Source organism: Micromonospora sp. B9E7, from assembly GCF_039871815.1.
Taxonomy (GTDB): domain Bacteria; phylum Actinomycetota; class Actinomycetes; order Mycobacteriales; family Micromonosporaceae; genus Micromonospora.
In genome coordinates, this window is sequence record NZ_JBDPLX010000019.1 from 121,887 (window position 1) to 143,743 (window position 21,857).

General features: G+C 71.8%; 22 protein-coding genes and 1 pseudogene. 15 read left to right on the plus strand and 8 right to left on the minus strand.

Going from position 1 to position 21,857, the window contains the following annotated elements; genetic code table 11:
- Nucleotides 1–5 precede the first annotated feature (5 nt).
- The 5 genes from ABGB10_RS25805 to ABGB10_RS25825 form a co-directional block, all read right to left on the minus strand.
- Nucleotides 6–638 carry a TetR/AcrR family transcriptional regulator gene (locus tag ABGB10_RS25805; protein ID WP_347663539.1) on the minus strand — a complete coding sequence of 211 codons (633 nt, stop codon included), beginning with the start codon at nt 636–638 and terminating at the stop codon, nt 6–8.
- On the minus strand, nt 533–1,897 hold the full coding sequence (locus ABGB10_RS25810) for an isoprenylcysteine carboxylmethyltransferase family protein (RefSeq protein ID WP_347663540.1): 1,365 nt from the start codon (nt 1,895–1,897) through the stop codon (nt 533–535). Before ABGB10_RS25810 ends, ABGB10_RS25805 begins: the two co-directional genes overlap by 106 nt.
- Nucleotides 1,894–2,787 carry a hypothetical protein gene (locus tag ABGB10_RS25815; protein ID WP_347663541.1) on the minus strand — a complete coding sequence of 298 codons (894 nt, stop codon included), beginning with the start codon at nt 2,785–2,787 and terminating at the stop codon, nt 1,894–1,896. Before ABGB10_RS25815 ends, ABGB10_RS25810 begins: the two co-directional genes overlap by 4 nt.
- A 179-nt stretch (nt 2,788–2,966) precedes the next feature.
- Entirely contained in the window at nt 2,967–3,770 is an 804-nt protein-coding gene (locus ABGB10_RS25820) for an HAD-IB family hydrolase (protein ID WP_145785949.1), read from the minus strand.
- 487 nt (nt 3,771–4,257) lie between these two features.
- Complete coding sequence (locus tag ABGB10_RS25825; protein WP_347663542.1) at nt 4,258–4,680, minus strand: hypothetical protein; 423 nt, start codon at nt 4,678–4,680, stop codon at nt 4,258–4,260.
- A gap of 364 nt (nt 4,681–5,044) precedes the next feature.
- Between ABGB10_RS25825 and ABGB10_RS25830 the strand changes: the two genes are divergently transcribed.
- From ABGB10_RS25830 to ABGB10_RS25875, 10 genes and pseudogenes are all read left to right on the plus strand, one after another.
- Nucleotides 5,045–5,587 (plus strand): GNAT family N-acetyltransferase, encoded by a 543-nt coding sequence (locus ABGB10_RS25830; RefSeq protein ID WP_347663543.1) that lies wholly within the window; start codon nt 5,045–5,047, stop codon nt 5,585–5,587.
- Nucleotides 5,588–5,679: 92 nt separating this feature from the next.
- Nucleotides 5,680–6,234 (plus strand): sigma-70 family RNA polymerase sigma factor, encoded by a 555-nt coding sequence (locus ABGB10_RS25835; protein ID WP_347663544.1) that lies wholly within the window; start codon nt 5,680–5,682, stop codon nt 6,232–6,234.
- Complete coding sequence (locus tag ABGB10_RS25840; RefSeq protein WP_347663545.1) at nt 6,234–7,244, plus strand: CU044_5270 family protein; 1,011 nt, start codon at nt 6,234–6,236, stop codon at nt 7,242–7,244. Before ABGB10_RS25835 ends, ABGB10_RS25840 begins: the two co-directional genes overlap by 1 nt.
- Nucleotides 7,245–7,464: 220 nt before the next feature.
- Complete coding sequence (ssd, locus tag ABGB10_RS25845; protein ID WP_347663546.1) at nt 7,465–8,568, plus strand: septum site-determining protein Ssd; 1,104 nt, start codon at nt 7,465–7,467, stop codon at nt 8,566–8,568.
- Nucleotides 8,565–9,776 carry a TadA family conjugal transfer-associated ATPase gene (locus tag ABGB10_RS25850; RefSeq protein ID WP_347663547.1) on the plus strand — a complete coding sequence of 404 codons (1,212 nt, stop codon included), beginning with the start codon at nt 8,565–8,567 and terminating at the stop codon, nt 9,774–9,776. Before ssd ends, ABGB10_RS25850 begins: the two co-directional genes overlap by 4 nt.
- Before the next feature lie 701 nt (nt 9,777–10,477).
- Nucleotides 10,478–11,062: pseudogene (locus ABGB10_RS25855) on the plus strand (hypothetical protein); the annotation flags it as partial.
- A 164-nt stretch (nt 11,063–11,226) separates the two neighbouring features.
- Nucleotides 11,227–11,826, plus strand: coding sequence for a type II secretion system F family protein (locus tag ABGB10_RS25860; protein WP_347663563.1), 600 nt, complete (start codon nt 11,227–11,229; stop codon nt 11,824–11,826).
- Nucleotides 11,827–11,848: 22 nt separating this feature from the next.
- Nucleotides 11,849–12,016 (plus strand): DUF4244 domain-containing protein, encoded by a 168-nt coding sequence (locus tag ABGB10_RS25865; protein WP_081883916.1) that lies wholly within the window; start codon nt 11,849–11,851, stop codon nt 12,014–12,016.
- 74 nt (nt 12,017–12,090) lie between these two features.
- On the plus strand, nt 12,091–12,489 hold the full coding sequence (locus ABGB10_RS25870) for a TadE family type IV pilus minor pilin (RefSeq protein ID WP_347663564.1): 399 nt from the start codon (nt 12,091–12,093) through the stop codon (nt 12,487–12,489).
- A gap of 80 nt (nt 12,490–12,569) precedes the next feature.
- The gene (locus tag ABGB10_RS25875) at nt 12,570–12,956 is read left to right on the plus strand and encodes an Rv3654c family TadE-like protein (RefSeq protein WP_347663565.1); all 387 of its coding nucleotides are present in this window, start codon (nt 12,570–12,572) and stop codon (nt 12,954–12,956) included.
- Between the two features lie 431 nt (nt 12,957–13,387).
- Here the strand turns inward: ABGB10_RS25875 and ABGB10_RS25880 are convergent, their stop codons facing one another.
- The 3 genes from ABGB10_RS25880 to ABGB10_RS25890 form a co-directional block, all read right to left on the minus strand.
- Nucleotides 13,388–13,966 (minus strand): hypothetical protein, encoded by a 579-nt coding sequence (locus ABGB10_RS25880; RefSeq protein ID WP_347663548.1) that lies wholly within the window; start codon nt 13,964–13,966, stop codon nt 13,388–13,390.
- A 142-nt stretch (nt 13,967–14,108) separates the two neighbouring features.
- Nucleotides 14,109–14,318, minus strand: coding sequence for a hypothetical protein (locus ABGB10_RS25885; RefSeq protein ID WP_278137047.1), 210 nt, complete (start codon nt 14,316–14,318; stop codon nt 14,109–14,111).
- Between the two features lie 97 nt (nt 14,319–14,415).
- Nucleotides 14,416–16,866 (minus strand): DEAD/DEAH box helicase, encoded by a 2,451-nt coding sequence (locus tag ABGB10_RS25890; RefSeq protein WP_347663549.1) that lies wholly within the window; start codon nt 16,864–16,866, stop codon nt 14,416–14,418.
- A 140-nt stretch (nt 16,867–17,006) separates the two neighbouring features.
- Here ABGB10_RS25890 and ABGB10_RS25895 point away from each other — a divergent pair, with 140 nt between their 5' ends.
- The 5 genes from ABGB10_RS25895 (at nt 17,007) to ABGB10_RS25915 (ending at nt 21,828) form a co-directional block, all read left to right on the plus strand.
- Nucleotides 17,007–17,363, plus strand: a complete 357-nt coding sequence (locus ABGB10_RS25895; protein WP_347663550.1) for an STAS domain-containing protein — start codon at nt 17,007–17,009, stop codon at nt 17,361–17,363.
- Nucleotides 17,360–17,797 (plus strand): ATP-binding protein, encoded by a 438-nt coding sequence (locus tag ABGB10_RS25900; protein WP_278137049.1) that lies wholly within the window; start codon nt 17,360–17,362, stop codon nt 17,795–17,797. The genes ABGB10_RS25895 and ABGB10_RS25900 overlap by 4 nt, the downstream gene beginning before the upstream one ends.
- A 317-nt stretch (nt 17,798–18,114) precedes the next feature.
- A complete protein-coding gene (locus ABGB10_RS25905; RefSeq protein ID WP_347663551.1) occupies nt 18,115–20,475 on the plus strand; it encodes a sodium-translocating pyrophosphatase in 2,361 nt (786 codons plus the stop codon).
- Nucleotides 20,476–20,578: 103 nt separating this feature from the next.
- Nucleotides 20,579–21,121 (plus strand): hypothetical protein, encoded by a 543-nt coding sequence (locus ABGB10_RS25910; RefSeq protein ID WP_347663552.1) that lies wholly within the window; start codon nt 20,579–20,581, stop codon nt 21,119–21,121.
- Nucleotides 21,112–21,828, plus strand: a complete 717-nt coding sequence (locus tag ABGB10_RS25915) for a hypothetical protein (RefSeq protein ID WP_347663554.1) — start codon at nt 21,112–21,114, stop codon at nt 21,826–21,828. Before ABGB10_RS25910 ends, ABGB10_RS25915 begins: the two co-directional genes overlap by 10 nt.
- The last annotated feature ends 29 nt before the right edge of the window (nt 21,829–21,857 follow it).

Genomic DNA, 21,857 nt, shown 5'->3' on the forward strand with positions numbered 1-21,857 from the left:
GGCGATCAGTCCCGCCGCGTCGCCCGGTTGACCTTGGCCTGCAGTGCCCGGCGGGCGATCGGCCCGAGATCGTCGACGATCTCCATGAGGAGCGCGAGCTGGTCCAGCGCGGCCATCGCCTGGTCGGCGCCCGCCGGGTCCACCCCGTCGTAGAGTTCCAGCCCGATGAACGCGGCCGAGACCGCGCGGGCCAGGCCGGGCACGTCGGCGACCTCGGCGAACGGAGAGCCGGCGAGGAGCCTGCGCAGGACCGCCTCGATCTCGTCCACCCACAGCTGGAGCGCTCCGGCTGTCGGGGCCGCCATGCGTTGGTCCGCCTGTGCCCCCGCCAACATCTGGGCCAGGAAGGTGACGTTGCCGAGTTGGCGTTCCTCCTCGTGCAGCGCCCGCCCGACCGCGAGCAGTTCGCGCAGCGACCCGGCCGAGGCCAACCGTGCCGACCAGTGCTCGACCCGCGCCGCCGTGCTGGCCCGGCAGGCCGCCGCGAGCAGGTCGTCCACCGTGCCGAAGTGGTAGAAGACAAGCGCCTGGTTCACCCCGGCGGCGGCGCCGATGGTACGGGCGGAGACGCCGGCGATGCCGTGCTCGCGGATGGCGGCGATGGCGCCGTCGAGGAGACGCTGCTTGGTGTCGGACATTGCTCTCCTCTCGGACGGGCCGGATGCGGCGATGCGATCATCGCATCGGTCACCAGTTGGGCCAGCCAGGTGGCTCCGGGCAGTCGTAACGTCCAGCCGACGAACGCCCAGCCGAGGTGGACATGTTCGAGTCCGCGGGCGACGGCGGCCACCCCCCGTTCCGTGTGGCCGTCGCCGCCCACGTACTCCGCCCGCCACAGCACGTGCTCGTGCTCCCGGGCCGCCCGGATCCGCAACCCGACCGGATGCCGCCGGGCCAGCATCCGCCAGGTGGCCGCGCAGGGCCCGCAGTCGTCGTCCAGCCAGAGCGCCGCCGGCGGCTCGGAGGGGTACGGCCGCCAGCGAGGCCACCAGTCGCGTACCTGCCGCCGGTAGGACCGCCAGGAGTCGCCGTACCGCGCCCGCAGGTCGTGTTGCTCGTGCGGCCCGGCGACGGCTGCGCCGAACGCTCCCGCCGACACGGCCGCGAGGACCAGGCTGACGCTCCGGGTGACCGCTGCCGTGAACAGCAGCAGCACCACGGCGGCGAGCTGCATCGGGTTGGCCAGGTACGCGTACGGGCCGGTGGTGACCAGACGACGCGGCGGATCCCACGGGTACGGCGTGCCACCGCCCCGGGCGGCGAACTCCACGACGGCGGCCACCGCCGGTGCGGCCACCAGCAGGGCCACCTGCGCGACGACCAGCGTCCCGGTGCGGTTCAGCTCGATCAGCCCGGCCCACGACCCGTCGCCCAGCTCGAAGGCCAGAGTGGGGAGAAACCAGAGCAGCAGCGCGGCGAAGACTCCCACCTGGAGTGACGCTCGCACGCCCAGGTGCCGGCGGTCGGCGCAGAACCGACCGAGCAGTTGGGCGGGCAGCGCCACCACGATCAGCCCGACCACCTCCCCGACGAGCCAGTACGGCCCGAGGTTGACCAGCGGGTGCAGCGCCGGCATCGCCACCGCGTCGACCCAGAGCAGCAGACCCAGCGCGAGTGGCAGCGGCAGCACCCGGCGCAGCAGCACCGGCAGCGGACCCCAGAGGGCCGCCCAACCGATCCACAGGTCCACCGGCATCCCCCGGTACGCGCCGTCGACCGGAGCGAAGGCGTACCAGCCGGTGAGGCGGGCGACCTCGTGCAGCGCGGCGATGCCGATCCCGGCGGTCAGGAACGCCAGCAGCCCCGCGGCCCGCACGGACCGGTCCCGCTCCCGAGCGCCGACGGCCAGCACGGCGGCCAGCGGCAGTGCCAGGCTCAGCCAGCGGGCGACCGTCACTTCAACGCCAGCATGTCGAGGAGGTGCCCGACCCCGGCGCCGAGCAGCACCTGCTGCAGCGGGCCGAAGTACCAGGACGGGTCCAGGCCCCGCGTGTAGTCGACCCGGACCCGGACCTCGGTGTGCCCGGGGTCGACCGCCCGCCAGCTCAGCTCCGCGTTTTCCCAGGTGAACCAGCGCGCGGTGATGGAACTGTCCTCGACGAAGCGGAAACCCACCCTTCCCGGTGCGACGCTCTGCACCTCGGCGAGCAGGTGGCCGCCCGGCCCGTGCGCGCTGCCGTGGTAGCCGAACATCCACCGGTCGCCGACGTCGAGCCCGTCGCCGGTGACCTGCCCGGGTGTGGGCACGCCCAGGAGCCGCAGCGGCACCGACCGGACGTCGGCCGGGCGGGGGCCGGTGTTGAGCCGCTCGGCCACCCGGTCCACCGGAAGCCCGACGACCCGGGTCACCTCGACCGTCTGCTCCGGGTCGACCCGGGGAGCGATGCCGCTGCCCTCCAGGCCGGGCAGGAGCAGCAGGGGTACGGCCACCAGGGCGTACGGGCGGTTGGCGTCCCGCAGGGCGCGGATCAGCGCGGTGGTGCCGTGTGCCACCGCGTAGACCAGCGGGGCGGCCAGGAGAACGCAGATCGCACCCTCGTGCAGCGCCACCGACGCCATCAGCAGGGCCATCGTGGTGGCCGCGAAGACCTTGCCGTGGGCTGTCTGGCGGGGTGCCAGCGCGAGGGCGGCGGCCAGCAGCACCGGGAGCGCCACGAAGAGCACCGCGCTGTCGGCCCGGCCCTGCTGGACCACCCCGACGAAGACGATCACCCCGAGGAGCGTGATCAGGCCGGCCAGGGTCCAGTGCGCACTCGTTCGGCGCGGTGTCGCTTCGTCGTCGTCCACCATGCGAATCCCCCCGTCTTGAGCGGTCGCTCAAACGGAGCATACGGCTATTTGAGCGACTGCTCAATCCCGTGGGCAGGCAGGGGTGGCACGCTGAATCGGATAGACGACAGTCGACGCCGCGCGGAGCGGAGTCGAAAGGGCAGGATCAGACGGTGGTGGTAGCCGGACGGGCCTGGTCAGGCGGTGGTGGCCGCGCGGGTCCGACGGTGCCGGCCGTACCAGGCGATGCCGATCGCCACACCGACGCCGACGCCGAGCGCCGCCGCGGCCACCGGCACCGCGGGCCGCTCCCGCAGGCGGCGACCCAGCGGGATCGGGTGCCGGAACTCCAGCACCGGCCACGCGTTCTCCGAAGCCAGCTTGCGCAGCTGCCGATCCGGGTTGACCACGCTCGGGTGGCCGACACACTCCAGCAGCGGACGATCGCTGTACGAGTCGGAGTAGGCGTACGAGTCGGCCAGGTCGTAGTCCCGGGCCGCCGCCAGCTCGCTGACCGCCTCGACCTTGCTCGGGCCGGCCGCGTAGAACTCGACCTCACCGCTGTACCGGCCATCGCGAACCGTCATCCGGGTGGCGATCACGTCGGTGACCCCGAGCAACTCGCCGATCGGCCGGACCATCTCCTCGCCCGACGCCGACACCAGCACCACGTCCCGCCCCGCCGCCTGGTGCTCCGCGATCAGGACGGCGGCCTCGGCGTACACGTAAGGGTTGATCAGCTCGTGCAGTGTCTCCGCGACGATCTGGCGGACCTGCTCCACCTGCCAGCCCTTGCAGAGCGCAGCCAGGTAGTCCCGTGTTCGGGCCATGGTCTGCTCGTCGGTGCCGCCCAGCCGGAACATCAGCTGCGCGTACGCCGACTTGACCACGTCACGCCGGGTGATCAGGCCGTCCCGGTAGAACGGCCGACCAAACGCCAAGGCGCTCGACTTGGCGATGACGGTCTTGTCCAGATCGAAGAAAGCGGCACTTCGGCCCACGGCGCGAAAGTCTAGCCGGATGGTCTATCGTCGGCGGGTGCCCGGGGTCAGGCCACCCCTCACACCTGCGGGCAAGCACCACCATCTCCGCTCCGCGTGATCGCGCTCACACTCTGCGAGGAGATTTTCGCGGTGAGTGGAGCAAGCACCACTCGACGTGACGGGCGCGCTCAGGCAAACTTGTCCGTACGACGAGCTTTCACATACCCGAAAACAGGCAGACGCTCGGCGGTTGCACCCCCCGTAACCGCTGAGTGGTTCGGCTCGACCCCCCCGGAGCCGAACCTTCGACGACCCCCGTCTCCCCCCGACGGGGGTCGTCCCTTTCCGTGGGAGCGCGCCCGACCAGGTGACGGACGGAACCGTCCCGCGCTCGCGGGCTGCCCTGCGCGGACCTCGCCGTCCGCGGTGGTCGCACTCGCAGCGACGGGATGGGATGCCAGCAGGGGTTGGGTCTGAGTGCCTGGCCGATTACGCCGTAGCCCGTCTATTCAGGTCGCAGGCGCCCGAGAATTCTTCGAGCCTCGTCGCGTACCCCGGCGTCTTCATCCATCGCTAGGTCCCGAAGGTGCTTGACCAGGCGGTCTGGCCCCCCGGTCGTCATCCAGTCAGGGTCGCAGTCCAGAGCAGCCTGAATCTCGTCGGCGGTGGCTTCGTCGGCTGCATGGCTACGGGCTAACAGCACAAGGCGTAGACCTACGGTGTCTTTGCGTTCGAGCAGCGCCTCGGCCGTTTTCCAGGTCACCGCAGTGTCTTGGGGATCTAGGAGAAGGCGATGAATGATGTCCGCTACCACGTCGATTCCGCGAGATTTCGCAAGATGCTGCCCGGCTGCGGCGCGAACCGACCAGGTGGGCGAGTCGGCATTCCTGATCGCCGTGCCCAGTTCTTGGTCGTCGGAGAACACCATGCCCAATACCGTTGCATGATCGATCGGTTGCTAGGCCAAGGGCCATGCTGCACTCCCGCCCCTCGGGTTCGTCACTCCCAAACGCCCCGCCCGCGCCGATCTTGCAGTTTCGGTTGCCGATAAGCGCGGGATGCCGGCGTATGTCGACAGCAAGTGCAAGATCGCGGAGGAGGGCGGTCCGGTCTCGTCGATCATGGAGTTGTGGTGCCAGGTTTGGTGACTTGCGAGCTCTTTGTCACCCACCGCAACTCCATGATCGACGGGGTGGACTGAGGTGGGTCTGCGCCTGCTCGGCACCTGGCGCGGGCAGGACTAGCAGTACCCGGCTGGGATCCTGTGGAAGCTGCGCGGGAACGGAAATGGGGTGGCTGCCGAAAACAGCACGGGGCACGATGACTCGGTGCAGATCCGGGCGGTTCATCAGGCCGAGCTACCCGTCCTGCAGGACATCGAGCGTGCGGCTGGGGAATGCTTCCGCGATGTCGGCATGCCTGAGATAGCCGAGGATGAACCGCTGCCGCTGGATGTTCTCGCCCGCTATCGCCAGGTTGGCCGTGCGTGGGTCGCGGTCGACGCCACCGACACGCTGATCGGCTACCTCATCGCCGACATCGTTGACGGCAACTTTCACATCGAGCAGGTCTCGGTGCATCCTCGCTCGGCGCGACGCGGGGTGGGACGGCGACTGCTCGATCACCTCGCGACCCACGCCTCGACCACCGGCGTACCGGCCCTGACCCTCACGACCTTCGCTGACGTGCCGTGGAACGCTTCCTACTACATTCGCTGCGGATTTCTGACCCTAAATGACGGCGACCTCACACCGGGTCTACGGGCTATTCGCCAACGCGAGGCCGCGCACGGGTTGGATCGCTGGCCCCGCGTCTGCATGCGCCGAAACCTGTAACCGGCGACAGGCCGTACGTCGTCAGCGCGGTAATCCTCGGACCCTCAGCGACACAAGCCAGGGTGAGAGACGCCGAGGCAGTGGGGGTTCGGGTGGGTCCACCAACAGAACGCGACGAGGGCTGGTTCACCAGTCTCTACGCCGCCGAGTACGCGCACATAGTCCGATACGGCTTGCGCCGGCTCGCTGACCGGGATGCCTCGGCGGAGCTTGCCCAGGAAGTGTTCGTCGTCGCCTGGCGTCGTCGCGCCGAGGTGCCCGACCGCAGCCTGCCCTGGCTGTACGGGGTGGCCCGGCGCCTTCTGGCGAACCAGTGGCGGTCACGGCGCAGCGCCCCGGACCTCCTCTCGATCACCGATGTCGACCTTGACCGGCTGGCCGGATCGTTGGGTGCCGACACGAGCGTCGGGGTCGCCCACATCTGGGCCGCTCTGGCCACTCTCAACGACCCCGACCAGGAGATCCTCCGGCTGGTCGGCTGGGAGGAGTTGACGGTGTCCGAGGCGGCCAAGGTTCTCGGTTGCACCGGGGCGACTGCCGCAGTGCGCCTGCATCGCGCCCGCCGCCGTCTCGCCGAAGCGATGTCGGACCAGCCCGCGCAGACCCGGCGTAGCCCGGTGTTGGTGACCATTCGAGAGGATCTGTGATGTTCGGAGCAGAGCGAACCCGTACTCTTCTCGGCCCGGCCGACCCGGCCCGGAACGCCGCCGTCGGGCCACCGCTGGTCTCGGCGCGCGAGCTGATCGACCGCGCCGACGCTGTCGAAACGGTGGCCGGGCGTCGTCGCGTACGCCCGACCCGCCGGCTGGTCCTGGCGGCCGGCACGCTGGCGGTCGCGGTCGGCGCCGTGGCGGTGCTCCAACCGATTGGCGAGGGCACACCGGACACTCCGGGAGAGCCGCCGGCGGCAGCGGGGCTGGTGCTCGTGCCGGTCGCGTACCAGTTCGACGCGGATCCGCCGGCCGCCGGCCCGCAGCTGCGCATGCTGGCCGACAAGATCAAAGACGCGGCGTACGACCACCAGAGCGGCCGCTACATGTATCACCACACGAAGCTGTGGGGCGATCCGGTGATGACGTCTGCCGACGGCCGCCACCACGTGGCCTTCGCCAGCGAGACGAAGCTCTGGCAGGCCGCCGACGGGACCGGTAACCAGGCCAGCACCCAACTGGAGCCGCAGTACCCCGACGAGGAGTCTCGGGACTACTGGCAGCGCGAGAGCGCTGCGCGGCCAGCAGCCACCGGCACCCCCGCACCGGACGTCATTCCGCTGTCGCCCGAGGAGCTCAGGCCACTGTCGTCCGACCCGTCCGAACTCCGGGAGCGGCTGAAGGTCGAGTACGGCGCGGGGGCGGCGAGCAAGTGGGTCAGCACGCTCTACGGGCAGTACGTCGTACCGCGTGCGACCCGAGCGGCGGTCCTGCGGGTCCTCGCCGACGTGCCCGGCTTCCGCTGGCGGGGGCAGGTCACGGACCGTGCCGGCCGCAATGGAGTCGCCGTCACCTTCGACGACCGCGAACACGACCAGCAATCTCTTCTGGTCTTCGATCCGAAGACGGGCGAATTGCTCGCCCATGAGCTGTTGACGCTGTCGCCCGTGCGGATCAGCTCGTACCAGGTGATCCTCGATGTCGCCTGGACCGACCGGCTCGGCTGAACTCCGACGTGCGGGGCCGCTCCTTTCTGGAGCGGCCCCGCTGTCTATCCCGCAGCAGCAGTAGCTGCGGAGTTGCCCGCACCCGTAGCAGATCAACTGTCCTAGCGGGCGTTTTCCACAGCCCACCACGTTGTCCACAGGCGATCACATTGGGGCGGCCTGCGGGGCGGATTCCGAGCAGGGTCGGCGGCATACCAGAGCCCGACCGCTGGAGGCCGCGATGCCATCCCGTACCTCCGTCCCGCCGATCCGCCGGCTCCCGCTGGTCGTCACCGGCGACGACGATCTGCTCGATGACGTGCTCCGGCTCGCCGCCGCAGGCGGGACCGAGGTGGAGCTCGCCCGCGACCCGGCAGCGGCGCGTACCCGATGGCTTCCCGCGCCGCTGGTGTTGCTCGGCGTCGATCAGGCACAGGCATGTCTGCGTGCCCGGTTGCCGCAGCGCCCCCGGCTGGTGCTGGTCGGCCGGGCCGGTCAGCTCGACCCCGGCTGGCAGATCGCCGAGCTGGTCGGTGCCGAGTACGTCGCCATGCTGCCCGCCGCGGAGTCATGGCTGGTGGACCGGTTCGCCGAGCAGGGCCCGGACAGTCCGGACGGCGTCGACGCCCGGGTCGTCGCGGTCTTCGGCGGTCGGGGCGGTGCCGGGGCGAGTGTCCTGGCCGGTGGCTTGGCCGTGACCGCCGCGCGGGCCCGGTTGCGCACCCTGCTGGTCGACGCCGATCCACTCGGTGGAGGCCTCGACCTCGTGCTGGGCTGGGAGCAGTTGGAGGGGCTGCGGTGGCCGTCACTGACCGGCGCGGACGGGCGGGTGGACGCCCCGGCGCTGGTGCAGGCCCTGCCCAGCCGGGGTGACCTGGTGGTGCTCTCCTGGGATCGCGGCGAGATGCTGGCGCTGCCGGCGGCGGCGATGGCGGCGACGGTGGACGCCGCCCGGCGCGGGCGGGACTTCGTGGTGGTCGACCTGCCCCGACAGTTGGACGACGCGGCCGTGGTGGCGTTGCAGTCGACCGACCAGGCGTTCGTCGTCGTACCGGCCGAGCTACGCGCCACCGCCGCGGCGGCGCGGGTCGTGGCCGCAGCCGCCCCGCACTGCGCGGCGCTGTCGGTGGTGGTGCGCGGGCCAGCTCCCGGTCGGCTGCGCGCCGCTGAGGTCGCACGGGCCCTTGGCCTCCCACTGGCGGGCACGCTGCGTCCCGAGCCGGGGCTCTGCCGTGGGCTGGAACGAGGTGAGGCGCCGGCCGCCGCAGGCAAAGGACCTCTGGCCGCACTCTGCCGACGGATCGTCACCGACCTCACCGGTGTGCCCGCGGCGGGTGCGGCATGACCGGCCGGCCGGAGGACGGCACCCTCGCCGCCCGCGTACGGCAGCGCATCGCCGCCGCCACCACTCCCGTGACACCGGCGGCGATCGTGTCCGCGGTACGCGCCGAGCCCAACGCGGCGGTGCTCGGAGACACCGCCGTGCTGCGCATCGCCGACCGGGTGCACGACGATCTCGTCGGGGCCGGGCCGCTGGCCCCGCTGCTCGCCGACCCGGAGGTGACCGACGTCCTGGTCAACGGCACCCGGGTATGGGTCGACCGTGGTTCGGGGCTGCAACAGGTCGCGGTGCCGGTGGGTTCGGTGGAGGACGTACGCCGGTTGGCGCAGCGGCTGATCGCCAGCGCCGGCCGGCGGCTCGACGACGGGTCTCCGTACGCGGATGCCCGGCTCCCCGACGGCACTCGGATGCACGCCGTGCTGCCGCCGGTGGCGACCGAGGGTCCGTACCTGTCCCTGCGAACCTTCCGGCACCGGCCGTTCACCCTCGACGAGTTGGTGCGTCAGGGGACTGTGCCGCGACCCGTGGCACCACTGCTCGCCGCCGTCGTCGCGGCCCGGCTGGCGTACCTGGTGACCGGCGGAACGGGGTCAGGCAAGACGACCCTGCTCAACACGCTGCTGGGGATGGTGCCGGCCACCGAGCGGATCGTGCTGGTGGAGGACGCCGCCGAGCTGCGTCCGGGGCATCCGCACGTGGTGGGGCTCCAGGCGCGTACCGCCAATGTGGAGGGATCGGGCGTCGTCGGCCTCGGTGACCTGGTTCGACAGGCGTTGCGGATGCGGCCGGATCGCCTGGTGGTCGGGGAGTGCCGGGGCGGTGAGGTGGTCGACCTGCTGGGCGCCCTCAACACCGGCCACGACGGGGGCGCCGGCACCTTGCACGCCAACACCCCGTCCGACGTGCCGGCCCGGCTGGAGGCCCTGGGCATGCTGGGCGGTCTGCCCCGCGCCGCGCTGCACGCCCAGGTCGCGGCCGCGTTGCAGGTGCTGTTCCAGGTCCGACGAGGCGACCGGGGCCGCGTCCTGGAATCGGTCTGTCTCCTGCTTCCGGAGGGGCCCGAGCGGTTGGTGACCGTGGTGCCCGCCTGGGTACGCGGCAGCGGCCTCGGGTTGGCCGCCCGCGCGCTCGGGGCGCTGCTGCGCGAGCGTGGGGTGGCGGTGCCGCCGCTCCTCAGCGAGCCGTGGCCCGGATCGGCAGGCCCGGCATGACCGGCGGGGCGCTGGTGGTGGCAGCGCTGCTCCTGGTCGCCGCCGCCCTGGTGGCGTGGCCTGTGCGGAGCATCCGGGCCCGGCGACGTCGCGTGTTGACGGCGGGACACGGGAGGTCCGGTGCCGATCCGGATGACGCCCTGGTGGAGTGGATCCGGGAACTCGGTCGTACGCCGGACCGGCCGGTCGACGGGGCCGGGGACTCGCCAACCGTGGATCGGTCGGTCGGTATCGCGTACCAGCCGCCGACCGCCGCAGGTGCCAGCGGGACACAGACCGCACTCAGCTGGCCGGCCCGGGACGCCCCCGGGAGGCCGAGCTGGCCCGGCGTGCCGGGCGGGTCCGTGGGGTCGACGGGTCCGGCGGGCCCGACACGTCCGCCGACCCGCCGCGACCCTCGGCGTCCAGCCGGCACCGCCCGACCGGAGGGCACAACCCCGGACGCAGGACGTGGGGGCGGCACGACGGTGGCCGCGATCGCGATCGACGCCGCAGACGTGGAAGCGAACCGCCGCGTCGACGCTCAAGGCCCAGCGCCGACTGTTGGGCGCCAAGACGTGGCCGCGGGCCTGTTCGGCTCGGCTCGGGCCGAGCGGAGCGACGACGTCGACCACCCTGACCATCGGCCCGCCGATCTCGCCGGCACGACAGCCAGCGGGCCGAGCATCGTCGCGAGGGCGCCTGCCATGCGGCCGACGGCACGCGTGTTGCCGCTGGCCGGCCTTCTGGGCGGTGGCGTCGGTGCCGTGATCGGTGGTCCGGTGGCCGCGGTCGCGCTGGCCAGCTACGGCACGTTGGCCGTGCGGGCGGCGCTGCGTTGGCGAGTGAACCGAAGTTCCGAGCAGGCCCGACGTCGCGGGCTGGACCAACTCTGTGGCCTCGCGGCGGACCTCCGGGCCGGCCTGCCCGTCCCGCACGCGCTCGATGTCGCCGCCGATGCGCCGGACCGGCTGCGTCAGCTGACGTCAGCAGCGGTACGACTGGCGGACCGGACCGGTGCGCCGCTCGCGGAACTCGTCGAACGGATCGAGGCGGACGCCCGGGCCACTGACCGAGGGCTCGCGGCCGCAGCGGCACAGGCGGCCGGAGCCCGAGCCACGGCCTGGTTGCTGGCGGCGCTGCCGGTCGGTGGGATCGGGCTCGGGTACGGGATAGGCGTCGACCCGGTGGCAGTTCTCCTGCACAGCAGGGTCGGTGGGGCTTGTGCGATTCTCGCCGTCGCCCTGCAGGTCGTGGGCCTCCTCTGGGCGGAACGACTGGGCGCGACACCGGGGCGCGCCGGATGACGTCCCGGGGGCCGAAGAGCCAGGGCGGCGCAGCGAACCAACGCAGCTCAGTGCGCAAACGCGGCGCTGTGAGCAAACGCGGCGCTGTGAGTGAACGCAGCTCAATGAGCAGGGGCGGCGCCGCGAGTCAACGCAGCGCAGACAGCCAGCGCAGCTCATTCTCGATGTGGCGGCCGGACGCGATCCGGCTCGCGGCAGCGCTGGGTGGGCTTGCCGTGGCCGTCGTCGTCGAGGGCTGGCTCGGTCTGCTCGGTGCGGTCCCGACCGCATTCCTGCTGGATCGTCTCCTGCGGCGAATCGAACCGCCGAGTGTGCGCAGGCGGCGGCTCCAGGAGGCCGCCGACCTGCCGCTCGCCGCTGATCTGCTCGCTGCGGCGATGCGGGCGGGCGCCCCGGTGGACCGCTCGATTCTGGCCGTCGCCGAGGCGCTGGACGGACCCCTCGCCGGTCGCCTGGCCCAGGTCGGCCGCACGCTTCTGCTCGGCGGTGGCCCGGTGGAGGCGTGGTCCGCGTTGGACGGGATACCCGGCGCGGAGCGCTTGACGGCAGCGGCGTTGCGCTCGGCCAACAGTGGTGCTGCCCTGGCCGGCGCGTTGACCCGGCTCGCCGACGACCTGCGCGCCGACCGGGCCACCGCCGCCGAGGCGTCGGCACGCCGGGCGGGGGTCCTCATCGTCCTGCCGCTGGGGCTCTGCTTCCTGCCGGCGTTCATTCTCGCCGGCCTGGTGCCGGTGATCGTCGCTGTTCTCGGCGACGTGCTCTGACCCATCGAGAAGGGAAACAGTCATGCGCAAACTCATCGCTCGCCTGCGTGGGGACGCCGGCATGAACACGGCCGAGTACGCGGTCGGCACGCTCGCGGCGGTCGCCTTCGCCGGCATCCTGTTGAAGGTGCTGACCTCCGGCAACGTCCAGTCGGCGTTGACCGCCGTCATCGACCGGGCGTTGAAGTGATCGGGCGCCGGCAGGCCGGCCGCGGTCCACGGTCTGGCACCTCGGGACGGGCTCGTCGCCGTCCACGGTCTGGCATCTCGCGGCGGGCTGGTGGCGGCGGGTGGAAAGCCGTCGAACCGGCCGTTGGCGGGGACCGAGGGTCGTTCACCGCCGAACTGGCGGCCGGCCTGCCGGCGCTGCTCCTGCTCCTGCTGGCTGGCCTGACCTCGGTCAACGCCGTCAGCACACAGGCGAGCTGCCTACACGCGGCCCGGGAGGCGGCGCTGGCCGCAGCCCGTGGCGAGGACGGCAGCGCGGCGGCGGGGCGCGCGGCACCGCCGGGGGCGGAGGTCTCGGTGTCCGTCGACGGCGGCCGGGTGCGGACGACGGTACGTGCGCCCGTCCGCACGCTGGGCGGTCGGCTACCACGGATCACAGTCGTCGCGACCGCCGTCGCCGCCGTAGAACCAGGCGTCGCCGAGGGGAATTCGTAATGCGCGGCTCACTCCGCCTCGGGCGCGGACCCGACGTCGAGCGGGTCGGCCTGGGCGGGCCCGACGTCGAGCGGGTCGGCCTGGGCGGGCCCGACGTCGAGCGGGTCGGCCTGGGCGGACCGGACGGTCAGCGCGGTGGTGCGACTGTCCTGCTGTTGGCGATGGGGTTGGTCCTCGTGCTGTTCGGGACGTTCGGCGCTGCCATCGCCGTCGCCGGGATGGCCGGTCAGCGGGCGATGGTGGCAGCCGACCTCGGCGCGCTGGCCGGAGCCGCCCAGGTGCTCGACGGCGACGCGGCGGTCTGCGCGTCCGCCGCCGACATCGTTAGCCGCAATGCTGGTCGGATGGTTGGCTGTCACCTCGACGGGCTGGACGTGCTGGTGACCGTCGAGGTGGCCTTCACTCCACTTCCCGGACTGACCCGGGTCGCCACGTCGACGGCCCGCGCCGGCCCGGTACGCGGCTGAACGAGCAGGCCGCGCCGCTGAGTGGGCCGCTGGGGCAGCTTCGCCCGAACTCGGGCCCGATCAGCTCGGCCCGAACTCGGACCCGATCAGCTCGCACGCCGCTTCGGAGCTGAACCGCATAGGACATCAGGCGCGATGCGTTTACGACATCAGCTCCAAAGGGGGAGACAGGGCCCACCCCCGCCCGGCCCAACCGGTGATCGGGACCGTGCCGGGCCACGGCTGGGGGAGGGCACCGTGACGGCCGTCGGCCGAGGGAATGCTAGTGGCGGCCGTCGGCTGAGGGCACACAACGAAAGCCGCCGCTCGCTGAGGGAATGCCAGTGACGGACGTTGGGCAGGTAGGTGCGCCGCCGCACGGCCCGCTGGCCGGGATCAGGGCCGAGGGCCGTGTCCCGGCCAGCAGCCCGAGAAGTGCATGGCCGGGTCGGTCAGCGGGCCTGGAGCGCGTCGAGGGCGACGGCCATCGCGATGACCAGGCGGCGGTCGATCTGCGGGTTCTGCACCTCGACGACGTACTTGTCGCGCAGACCCCACTTCTTGACCACGGTGAAGACCGGCTGGCCGCCGGCGGTGAAGTCGAAGTGGTACGGCAGCCAGGACAGCGAGTCGACGAACCGGCGCAACAGCGCCACCGGCATGCTGCGCTCCTGGCCGGTCACCTGCGGGAGGCCGTTCTGCTCGACGTGCCAGGTGGAACGGAGCAGCGACTGGGCGAAGTCCTTACGGAACAGCCCGATCGGGTTACCGGCCGCGTCGGTGACGTCGTACGTGGCACCGAGGTCGAGGCGCTGGCGGGCCTTGAAGCCGAGCAGGGGCTGCTGCTTGGAGTCGTCCGTGTAGATCGTCACCTGCTCCTTGAAGGCGAGGCGCTTCTGCTGCGCGAACGCCAGCAGCTCACCCTCGGTGCCGTCCGGGGCGACGGCCCGGACCTCGTACTGGTTGACCATCATGCGCAGTCGCTGGCGGACGTGGAACTGGTGCTGACTCTGCAAGTTGTCGAGCTGCATCTGATCTCCTCAGGGGGATTGTGCGCCGGAGTCTCGCACAGCTCGACAGTCGTCGCGCTCCCCGCCATCGACGATCACAGGATGCGGGGCGGTCCGTCGACCGCCCAGCTTCCCGGTGCCCGTGCCGACAAGGAAGGGAGGATCAGCGGCCGTCAGGCGTGGTCGCGGCGCGCACCGCCCAGGTGTTGAGGACCTGGTGGATGACGCGCAACCGCTCGTTGATCTGCTCCAACCGTTCCGCCTGAGCCAGGGCGGCCATCGCCGACCCGAGCGCGATCTGCTGGTCGAGGGTGAGGTGGTCCTGGTCGATGGTGTAGAGCAGGTCGACGGTCTCGGCGATCGTGTCGGCCACGGCTTCTCCTCGGGCACAGGGAAATCAACAGCATGGACATCGATGGAAGCGCTCCCATGCCATTGTGCCCAGTGCCGGGCCGATTCATGCAACCCGCTCAATCGGGCAGGTTCGCCAACACCACGTCGAGCACCTGGATCGCGTCCGGCTTGGAGAGCGGATTGTTACCATTTCCGCACTTCGGCGACTGTACGCAGGAGGGGCAGCCGGTCTCGCAGCCGCACTCCGCGATCGCGTCCCGGGTGGCCCGCAGCCACGCCGACGCCGTCCCGTACGCCCGCTCGGCGAACCCGGCACCACCCGGGTGCCCGTCGTAGACGAAGACGGTCGGTGCCTCGGTGTCCGGGTGCACGGCGGTGGAGAGCCCGCCGATGTCCCACCTGTCGCAGGTGGCCATCAGCGGCAGCAGGCCGATCGCGGCGTGTTCGGCGGCGTGCAGCGCACCCGGCACGTCGGCCGGCTGGACTCCGGCGAGAGCCAACGACTGCGGTGACAGGGTGAACCAGACCGCCACCGTGCGCAGTTCCCGGGTCGGCAGGTCGAGCGGTCGGGTGTCGATCACCTCGCCGGTGGCTATCCGCCGCCGCTGGTACGACACGACCTGACTGGTCACGTCCACCTCACCGAGGAACATGCCGACCGGCCCGGCGTCCACGTAGGAGCGCACCGACACCACGGACAGGTCGGTGACGTCCCGCGCGTGGGTGGACCAGTCCGGTTCCTCGACGTGCACCAGCGCGCAGCCGTCGGCCAGGTCGAGGTCGTCCACCACGTACGAGACGCCCTGGTGCAGGTAGACCGCTCCGGGGTGGAGCAGGAAGTGCGAGGAACTGCCGTCGACGGTGCCCAGCAACCGGCCGGTGGCCGACTCGACAACGCAGACCGGTGCGCCGCCCTCGCCGCGCAGGTCCACCTCGGGGCGTTCCCGGTGCCGCCAGTACCAGCCGGTGGGCCGCTGCCGTAGCGCGCCGGCCGTCACCAGCTCGTCGACCGCCTCCTTCGCCCCGTCACCGAAGAGCGCCAGGTCGGCCGGGGTGAGCGGTGCCTCGAACGCGGCGCAGGCGAGCTGCGGTGCCAGCACGTACCGGTTGGCCGGGTCGAGCACCGTCGCCTCCACCGGTGCGCCGAAGATCGCCTCCGGGTGGTGCACCAGATAGGTGTCCAGTGGGTCGTCCCGGGCCACCAGCACCGCGAGAGCCTCCTGCCCGGAACGCCCGGCGCGGCCCGCCTGCTGCCACAGCGACGCCCGGGTGCCCGGGTAGCCGCAGATCAGCACCGCGTCCAGCCCGACCAGGTCCACGCCCAGCTCCAGCGCGTTGGTGGACGCCAGGCCGAGCAGGTCGCCGTGCAGCAGCGCCCGTTCCAGCTCGCGCCGCTCCTCGCGCAGGTAGCCGCCCCGGTAGGCGGCCACCCGGCCGCCGAGCCCCGGGACCGCGTCGTCCAGCGACCGACGCGCGTTGGCCGCCACGACCTCGGCACCCTTGCGGGAGCGGACGAACGCGAGTGTGCGTACCCCCTCGGCGACCGTGTCGGCGAGCAGGTCCGCGGTCTCGCGTAGCGCCGACCGGCGGACCTGCCGAAGGTCGTCGTGCTCGCCGCTTGCCTGCGGGGGCGCAGCGGGAGAGGAGCCGTCGCCGCTCGCCTGCGGGGGAGCGCCGCCTGAGTCGGGTGGCAGCAGTGGCGGCTCCCAGAGCGCGAAGGTCACCCCGCCGCGCGGCGACGCGTCCTCGGTGACCGCCGTCACCGGCAGGCCGGTCAGCCGTCCGGCTGCGGTGGCCGGGTCACCGGAGGTCGCCGAGGCGAGGACGAAGACCGGGGTCGCCCCGAACCGGGCGCACTGCCGCCGGAGCCGACGCAGCACGTGCGCCACGTGCGAGCCGAACACCCCGCGGTAGGTGTGGCACTCGTCGATCACCACGTACGCGAGTCGCCGCAGGAACCCGGACCACTGGGCATGCCCGGGCAGGATGCCGTGGTGCAGCATGTCCGGATTGGTCAGTACGAACCGGGAGTGTCGGCGGATCCACTCCCGCTCGGCGCGCGGAGTGTCCCCGTCGTAGCAGGCGGGGCGTACCCCCTCCAGTTCCAGCGCGGAGACGGCCCGCAACTGGTCGGCGGCGAGGGCCTTGGTCGGTGCCAGGTAGAGCACTGTGGCCCGGGGGTCGGCGAGCAGGGTCGCCAGGGCCGGGAGTTGGTACGCCAGCGACTTGCCGGACGCGGTGCCGGTGGCGACCACCACATGTTCGCCCTCGTACGCCAGGGTGGCCGCCCGGGCCTGGTGCTGCCACGGCGCGACCACGCCACGCCGGGCGAACGCGGCGCGCAGCTCTGCCGGCGCCCAGGACGGCCACGGAGCGGGCACCCCGGCACGGGCGGGTACCCGTTCCACGTGGGTGACCGGGTCGCCAGCGCCCCGGGCGCGGAGCCGGCGCAGCAGATCGGCCGGCGCTGGCCCAGGGCCGGGACCAGCGGATACGGTGGCCGCCGACGACGACTCCAGGTCGTGGCGCGGCGTGGGACGCGCCGTGCTGAAGTCGTTGGTGGTCACGCCCTGCACTCTCGCACTGGTGTTCGGAGATGAAAAGTCGGACACCGGGGTAAGGGGAAGCCTCCACTGGCGTCCGCAGGCCGTACCGGCGGTAGTGGTTAGATGCCCACGAGAGTTTACGGCTCTGGCGAGGAGGACCGATGGAGCTGTCGCTGGCGACGCGCACCGTGGGTGAGCACACGGTGCTCGAGGTCGGTGGTGAGGTGGACGTCTACACCGCGCCCCGACTCCGCGAACGACTCCTCGAGTTGATCGACGGTGGTGCCCGGCACGTGGTGGTCGACCTCGGCCGGGTGGACTTCCTCGACTCCACCGGCTTGGGCGTGCTGGTCGGCGCGCTCAAGCGGCTCCGCTCCGCCGGCGGTTCGTTCGCCCTGGTCTGCGACAAGGAGCCGTTGCTCAAGATCTTCCGGATCACCGCACTGGATCAGGTGTTCCCGCTGCACCCGACGGTCGACGCGGCGGTCAGCGCCGATCCGGCGGGCGCCGGCGCGTGATGGCGACAGTCAAGCTCTCGTTCTCGCCCGCCCCGGTGCACGTGCGCACCGCTCGCCTGGTCGGCGTCGCCGTCGCCCGGCGTGCCGGGGTCCGGGAGGACCTGCTGGACGAGGTGCGCCTGGCCATCGGCGAGGCGTGTACCCGGGCGGTGGCCCTGCACCGGCAGTACGGCCTCGCCGACCCGGTGCTGGTGGAGATGTCCGACGGTGGCTCGTACTCGGTGCGGGTGGTGGACCGGGCGCCGATCGAGGCTGGCATCGGTCTGACCGCGTTGCCGCCGGACGAGTTGGCCAACGAGTCGCTCACCGACGAGGCGCTGACCACCGGCGTCGGCTTCGCGCTGCTCGCCGGGTTCGTCGAGGACCTGCAGGTGCGCCCGGTCGACGACGGCATCGGCACCGAGGTTCGGATGGTGTGGCCGGTCGGCCGCTGACCCGTTCCGGTTTCCAGGCCGCATCCCCTGCCAGGGGTGCGGCCTTCTTGCATGGATCGGGCCCTATATCAGATTTCGTTTCATAACACAGCGACGAAGATCATCGCGACACGGTGGGACCTGCGTGTGACCTCCGACACTGCGGAGGGCTACAGTACCCGGGTTGTCAGCAAGTGATCCATCCCGCAGCCAGCGGGTATGGGTGTTCATCGCTGGTCCGCTGGGGTGGGTTGGCGCGCGCTTGCGAGTCCGCATCCAGGCGTCGGTCAGTGCGTCTCCACTCACCGGCGCGAGTGTTCGGTAACAGGAGGACACAGATGTCCGAGACCTTGGCCGCCGACGGCGGCGGGCTTTCCCTTACCGGAAGCAATGTCACCTACGTCGTCATCGCCGCGGCAATCGCCCTGGTGGCGCTCGCCTTCGCGGCCGCCCTCACCAGGACGGTGTTGGCTGCCGGCAAGGGCACCGCCACCATGCAGGAGATCTCGGGGGCGGTCCAGGAGGGCGCCTCGGCCTACCTGCTCCGCCAGTTCCGTACTCTGGCGATCTTCGTGGTCGTCGCAGTGGTGCTGCTCTTCCTGCTGCCGGTGCACGACACCGACGGCAGCGAGCTGGCGGTGAAGATCGGCCGCTCGGCGTTCTTCGTGGTGGGCGCGCTGTTCAGCGCGTTCATCGGTGGTGCCGGCATGTGGTTGGCCACCCGCGCCAACCTGCGGGTGGCCGCCGCCGCGAGGGAGCGCGAAGGTGGCCGCGAGGCCGCCATGAAGATCGCGTTCCGGACCGGCGGTGTCGTCGGCTTCCTCACCGTCGGCCTCGGCCTCTTCGGCGCCGCGCTCGTCGTCCTCGTCTACCGGGGTGACGCGCCGACCGTGCTGGAGGGCTTCGGCTTCGGCGCCGCGCTGCTCGCGATGTTCATGCGGGTCGGCGGCGGCATCTTCACCAAGGCCGCCGACGTCGGCGCCGACCTGGTCGGCAAGGTCGAGCAGGGCATCCCGGAGGACGACCCGCGCAACGCCGCCACCATCGCCGACAACGTCGGCGACAACGTCGGTGACTGCGCCGGCATGGCCGCCGACCTGTTCGAGTCGTACGCGGTGACGCTGGTCGCCGCGCTGATCCTCGGCCGAGCCGCGTTCGGCGAGGAGGGCCTGGTCTTCCCGCTGATCATCTCCACCATCGGCGTGCTGATCGCGATCGTCGGCGTCTTCATCACCCGGCTGCGCGCGTCCGACCGCAGTGGTCTGACCGCCATCAACCGGGCGTTCTACCTCTCCGCGGTGCTCTCCGCGGTGCTGGTGGCGATCGCCGCCTACGCGTACCTCCCGGCGACCTTCGGCGAGTTCGACAGCGGCCTGACCGACGCGCCCGGCAACCCACGGCTGGTGGCCATCGGCGCGGTCGTGATCGGCATCGTGCTGGCCGCCGCGATCCAGGCGCTGACCGGCTACTTCACCGAGACCAACAGGCGTCCGGTGCAGGACATCGGCAAGAGCTCGCAGACCGGTGCCGCCACCGTCATCCTGGCCGGCATCAGCATCGGCCTGGAGTCGGCGGTCTACTCGGCGCTGCTCATCGGTGCCGGCGTCTTCGGCGCGTTCCTGCTCGGCGGCAGCTCCATCACGCTGTCGCTGTTCGCGGTGGCGCTGGCCGGCACCGGCCTGCTCACCACGGTCGGCGTGATCGTCGCGATGGACACCTTCGGGCCGATCTCCGACAACGCCCAGGGCATCGCCGAGATGTCCGGCGACATCGACGAGCACGGCGCTCGCACGCTGACCGAGCTGGACGCGGTGGGCAACACCACCAAGGCGATCACCAAGGGCATCGCGATCGCCACGGCGGTGCTCGCCGCGACCGCGCTGTTCGGCTCGTACACCGACACGCTCAGCAGCGCGTACGCGACGGCTGGCGTGAACGACGTCGGCAACGAGATCCTCAACTCGCTGAACGTGGCGAACCCGCGCAACCTGGTCGGCCTGATCATCGGGGCGGCGGTGGTCTTCCTCTTCTCCGGTCTGGCCATCAACGCGGTGTCCCGCTCGGCCGGCGCCGTGGTGATGGAGGTCCGCCGGCAGTTCCGTGAGCTGCCCGGCATCATGGACCGCACCCAGCGCCCGGAGTACGGCAAGGTCGTCGACATCTGCACCCGGGACGCGCAGCGCGAGCTGATGACCCCCGGTCTGCTCGCCATCCTGGCGCCGATCGCGGTCGGCTTCGGCCTCGGACCGGGCGCGCTCGCCGCGTACCTGGCCGGTGCGATCGGTGCCGGCACCCTGATGGCGGTGTTCCTGTCCAACTCCGGTGGGGCCTGGGACAACGCCAAGAAGCTGGTCGAGGACGGCGCGTACGGCGGCAAGGGCTCCGAGGCGCACGCCGCCACGGTCATCGGCGACACCGTCGGCGACCCGTTCAAGGACACCGCCGGTCCGGCGATCAACCCGCTGATCAAGGTGATGAACCTGGTCTCGCTGCTGATCGCACCCGCCGTGGTGGCGTGGAGCGTCGGCGACGAGCGCAACGTCGGCCTGCGGGTCGGCATCGCCCTGGTCGCGACGCTGATCATCGTGGCGTCGGTGGTGTTCAGCAAGCGCAAGGGCATCGCGATGTCCGACTCCGACGCCGACGGCAACACCGGCGCCGGCAGCACCGACCACCGTCCGGAGACGGTCAACGCCTGACCCGTCAACGGGCACCGGGTCCCCGGTCGACGTACCGCGTCGACCGGGGACCCGGCCGTCCGGCCCGGTGCCACACCTCGCCGAAGGCCGTACGCTGCAACGCATGCGTACGTGCCGGGCGTCTGCCGCCGGAAAGTTCACGGTGGTCCTGGCCACGATCGTCGTCGTACTCGCCGGCTGCGGCGGTGGGCCCAGCCCACGGGCCTGGGCGGCCTCGGTCTGCGGCGCGCTCACCCCGTGGCGTTCCGAGATCAGCAAGTTGACCAGCAGCACGGACGAGCAGATGACCGCGCAGACCACGCCGGCGCAGGCCAAGGAGAACCTGGTGCGGCTCTTCGGTGGGGCGGAGAAGGCCAGCGAGACCGCCCGCCGCAAGGTGGAGCAGGCGGGCGTACCGGAGACCGACAACGGCGAGGCCATCTCCGCCGGTTTTCGCAGCTCACTGGGGAAGATGCGGGACGCCTACGGCCGCGCCCGGGACACCATCGACGGGTTGGGCACCGGCGAGCCGACCGTCTTCTACGACGGGGTGCGGGCCGCGGTGGACACCCTCAACAAGGAGTACGACGCCAGCGCGCTGGACACCAGCAAGCTCAACTCCGAGGAGTTGAAACAAGCCTTCGACGAGGTGCCGGAGTGTCGCTGAGCGGGTTCGGTGACACCGGGAAGGCGCAGTCGCCCCCGGCGCTGTTTCCCGCGCCCGAGGCGGACGCGCCCACACCCGCGCGACGGCGCGGCGGCCCGCCCCGCAACGCTCCTCCCCAGGGCGACGACGCGGGTCGGCAACTGGTCTTCTTCGGCGCGGAGGCGGCCGAACCGACGGTCGCCGACCTGGCCGGGTTGCTCGCCGGGCCGGGCGAGGTGGTCCGGATGGGTGGCACTGCCCGGCTCTCGGTGCAGGTGGACGCCGCGTGGCGGGTGCACGTGCTGGTCGCCGAGCTGGCGGCGCGGGGGTTGGCGGCGAGTTGGGAGCCGACCGAGGGCGAGCGACACGCCGTCCGTACGTCGTACACCAGGGTCTTGAAGCCACTCGCGGTTGCCTGGCTGCACGGTTCGGTGAAACGCCCGCCGGCCACCTTCCACCTGACCGGCCGGAGGTTGCGGCTGTGGCTGGCCGCCGCCGGTACGCCGGAGCCTCCCGACGGCTTCCTGTTGCGGCTGGGCGTCGACGAGCAGGAGTGCTGGGAGCCGATCGGCGTCGCGCTCGCCGCAGCGGGACTGTCGGGGAAACTGCTCGGCCCGGGTGAGGGCGGCCCGGCGTACCGGATCACCGGCCGCCGTCGGTTGGCTCGGCTCGCCGAGCTGGTCGGCGCGCCGCCGCCCGCCGCACCCCCCAACGCCTGGCCACCCTGATCCCCACCCCACCCCACCCCACCCCACCC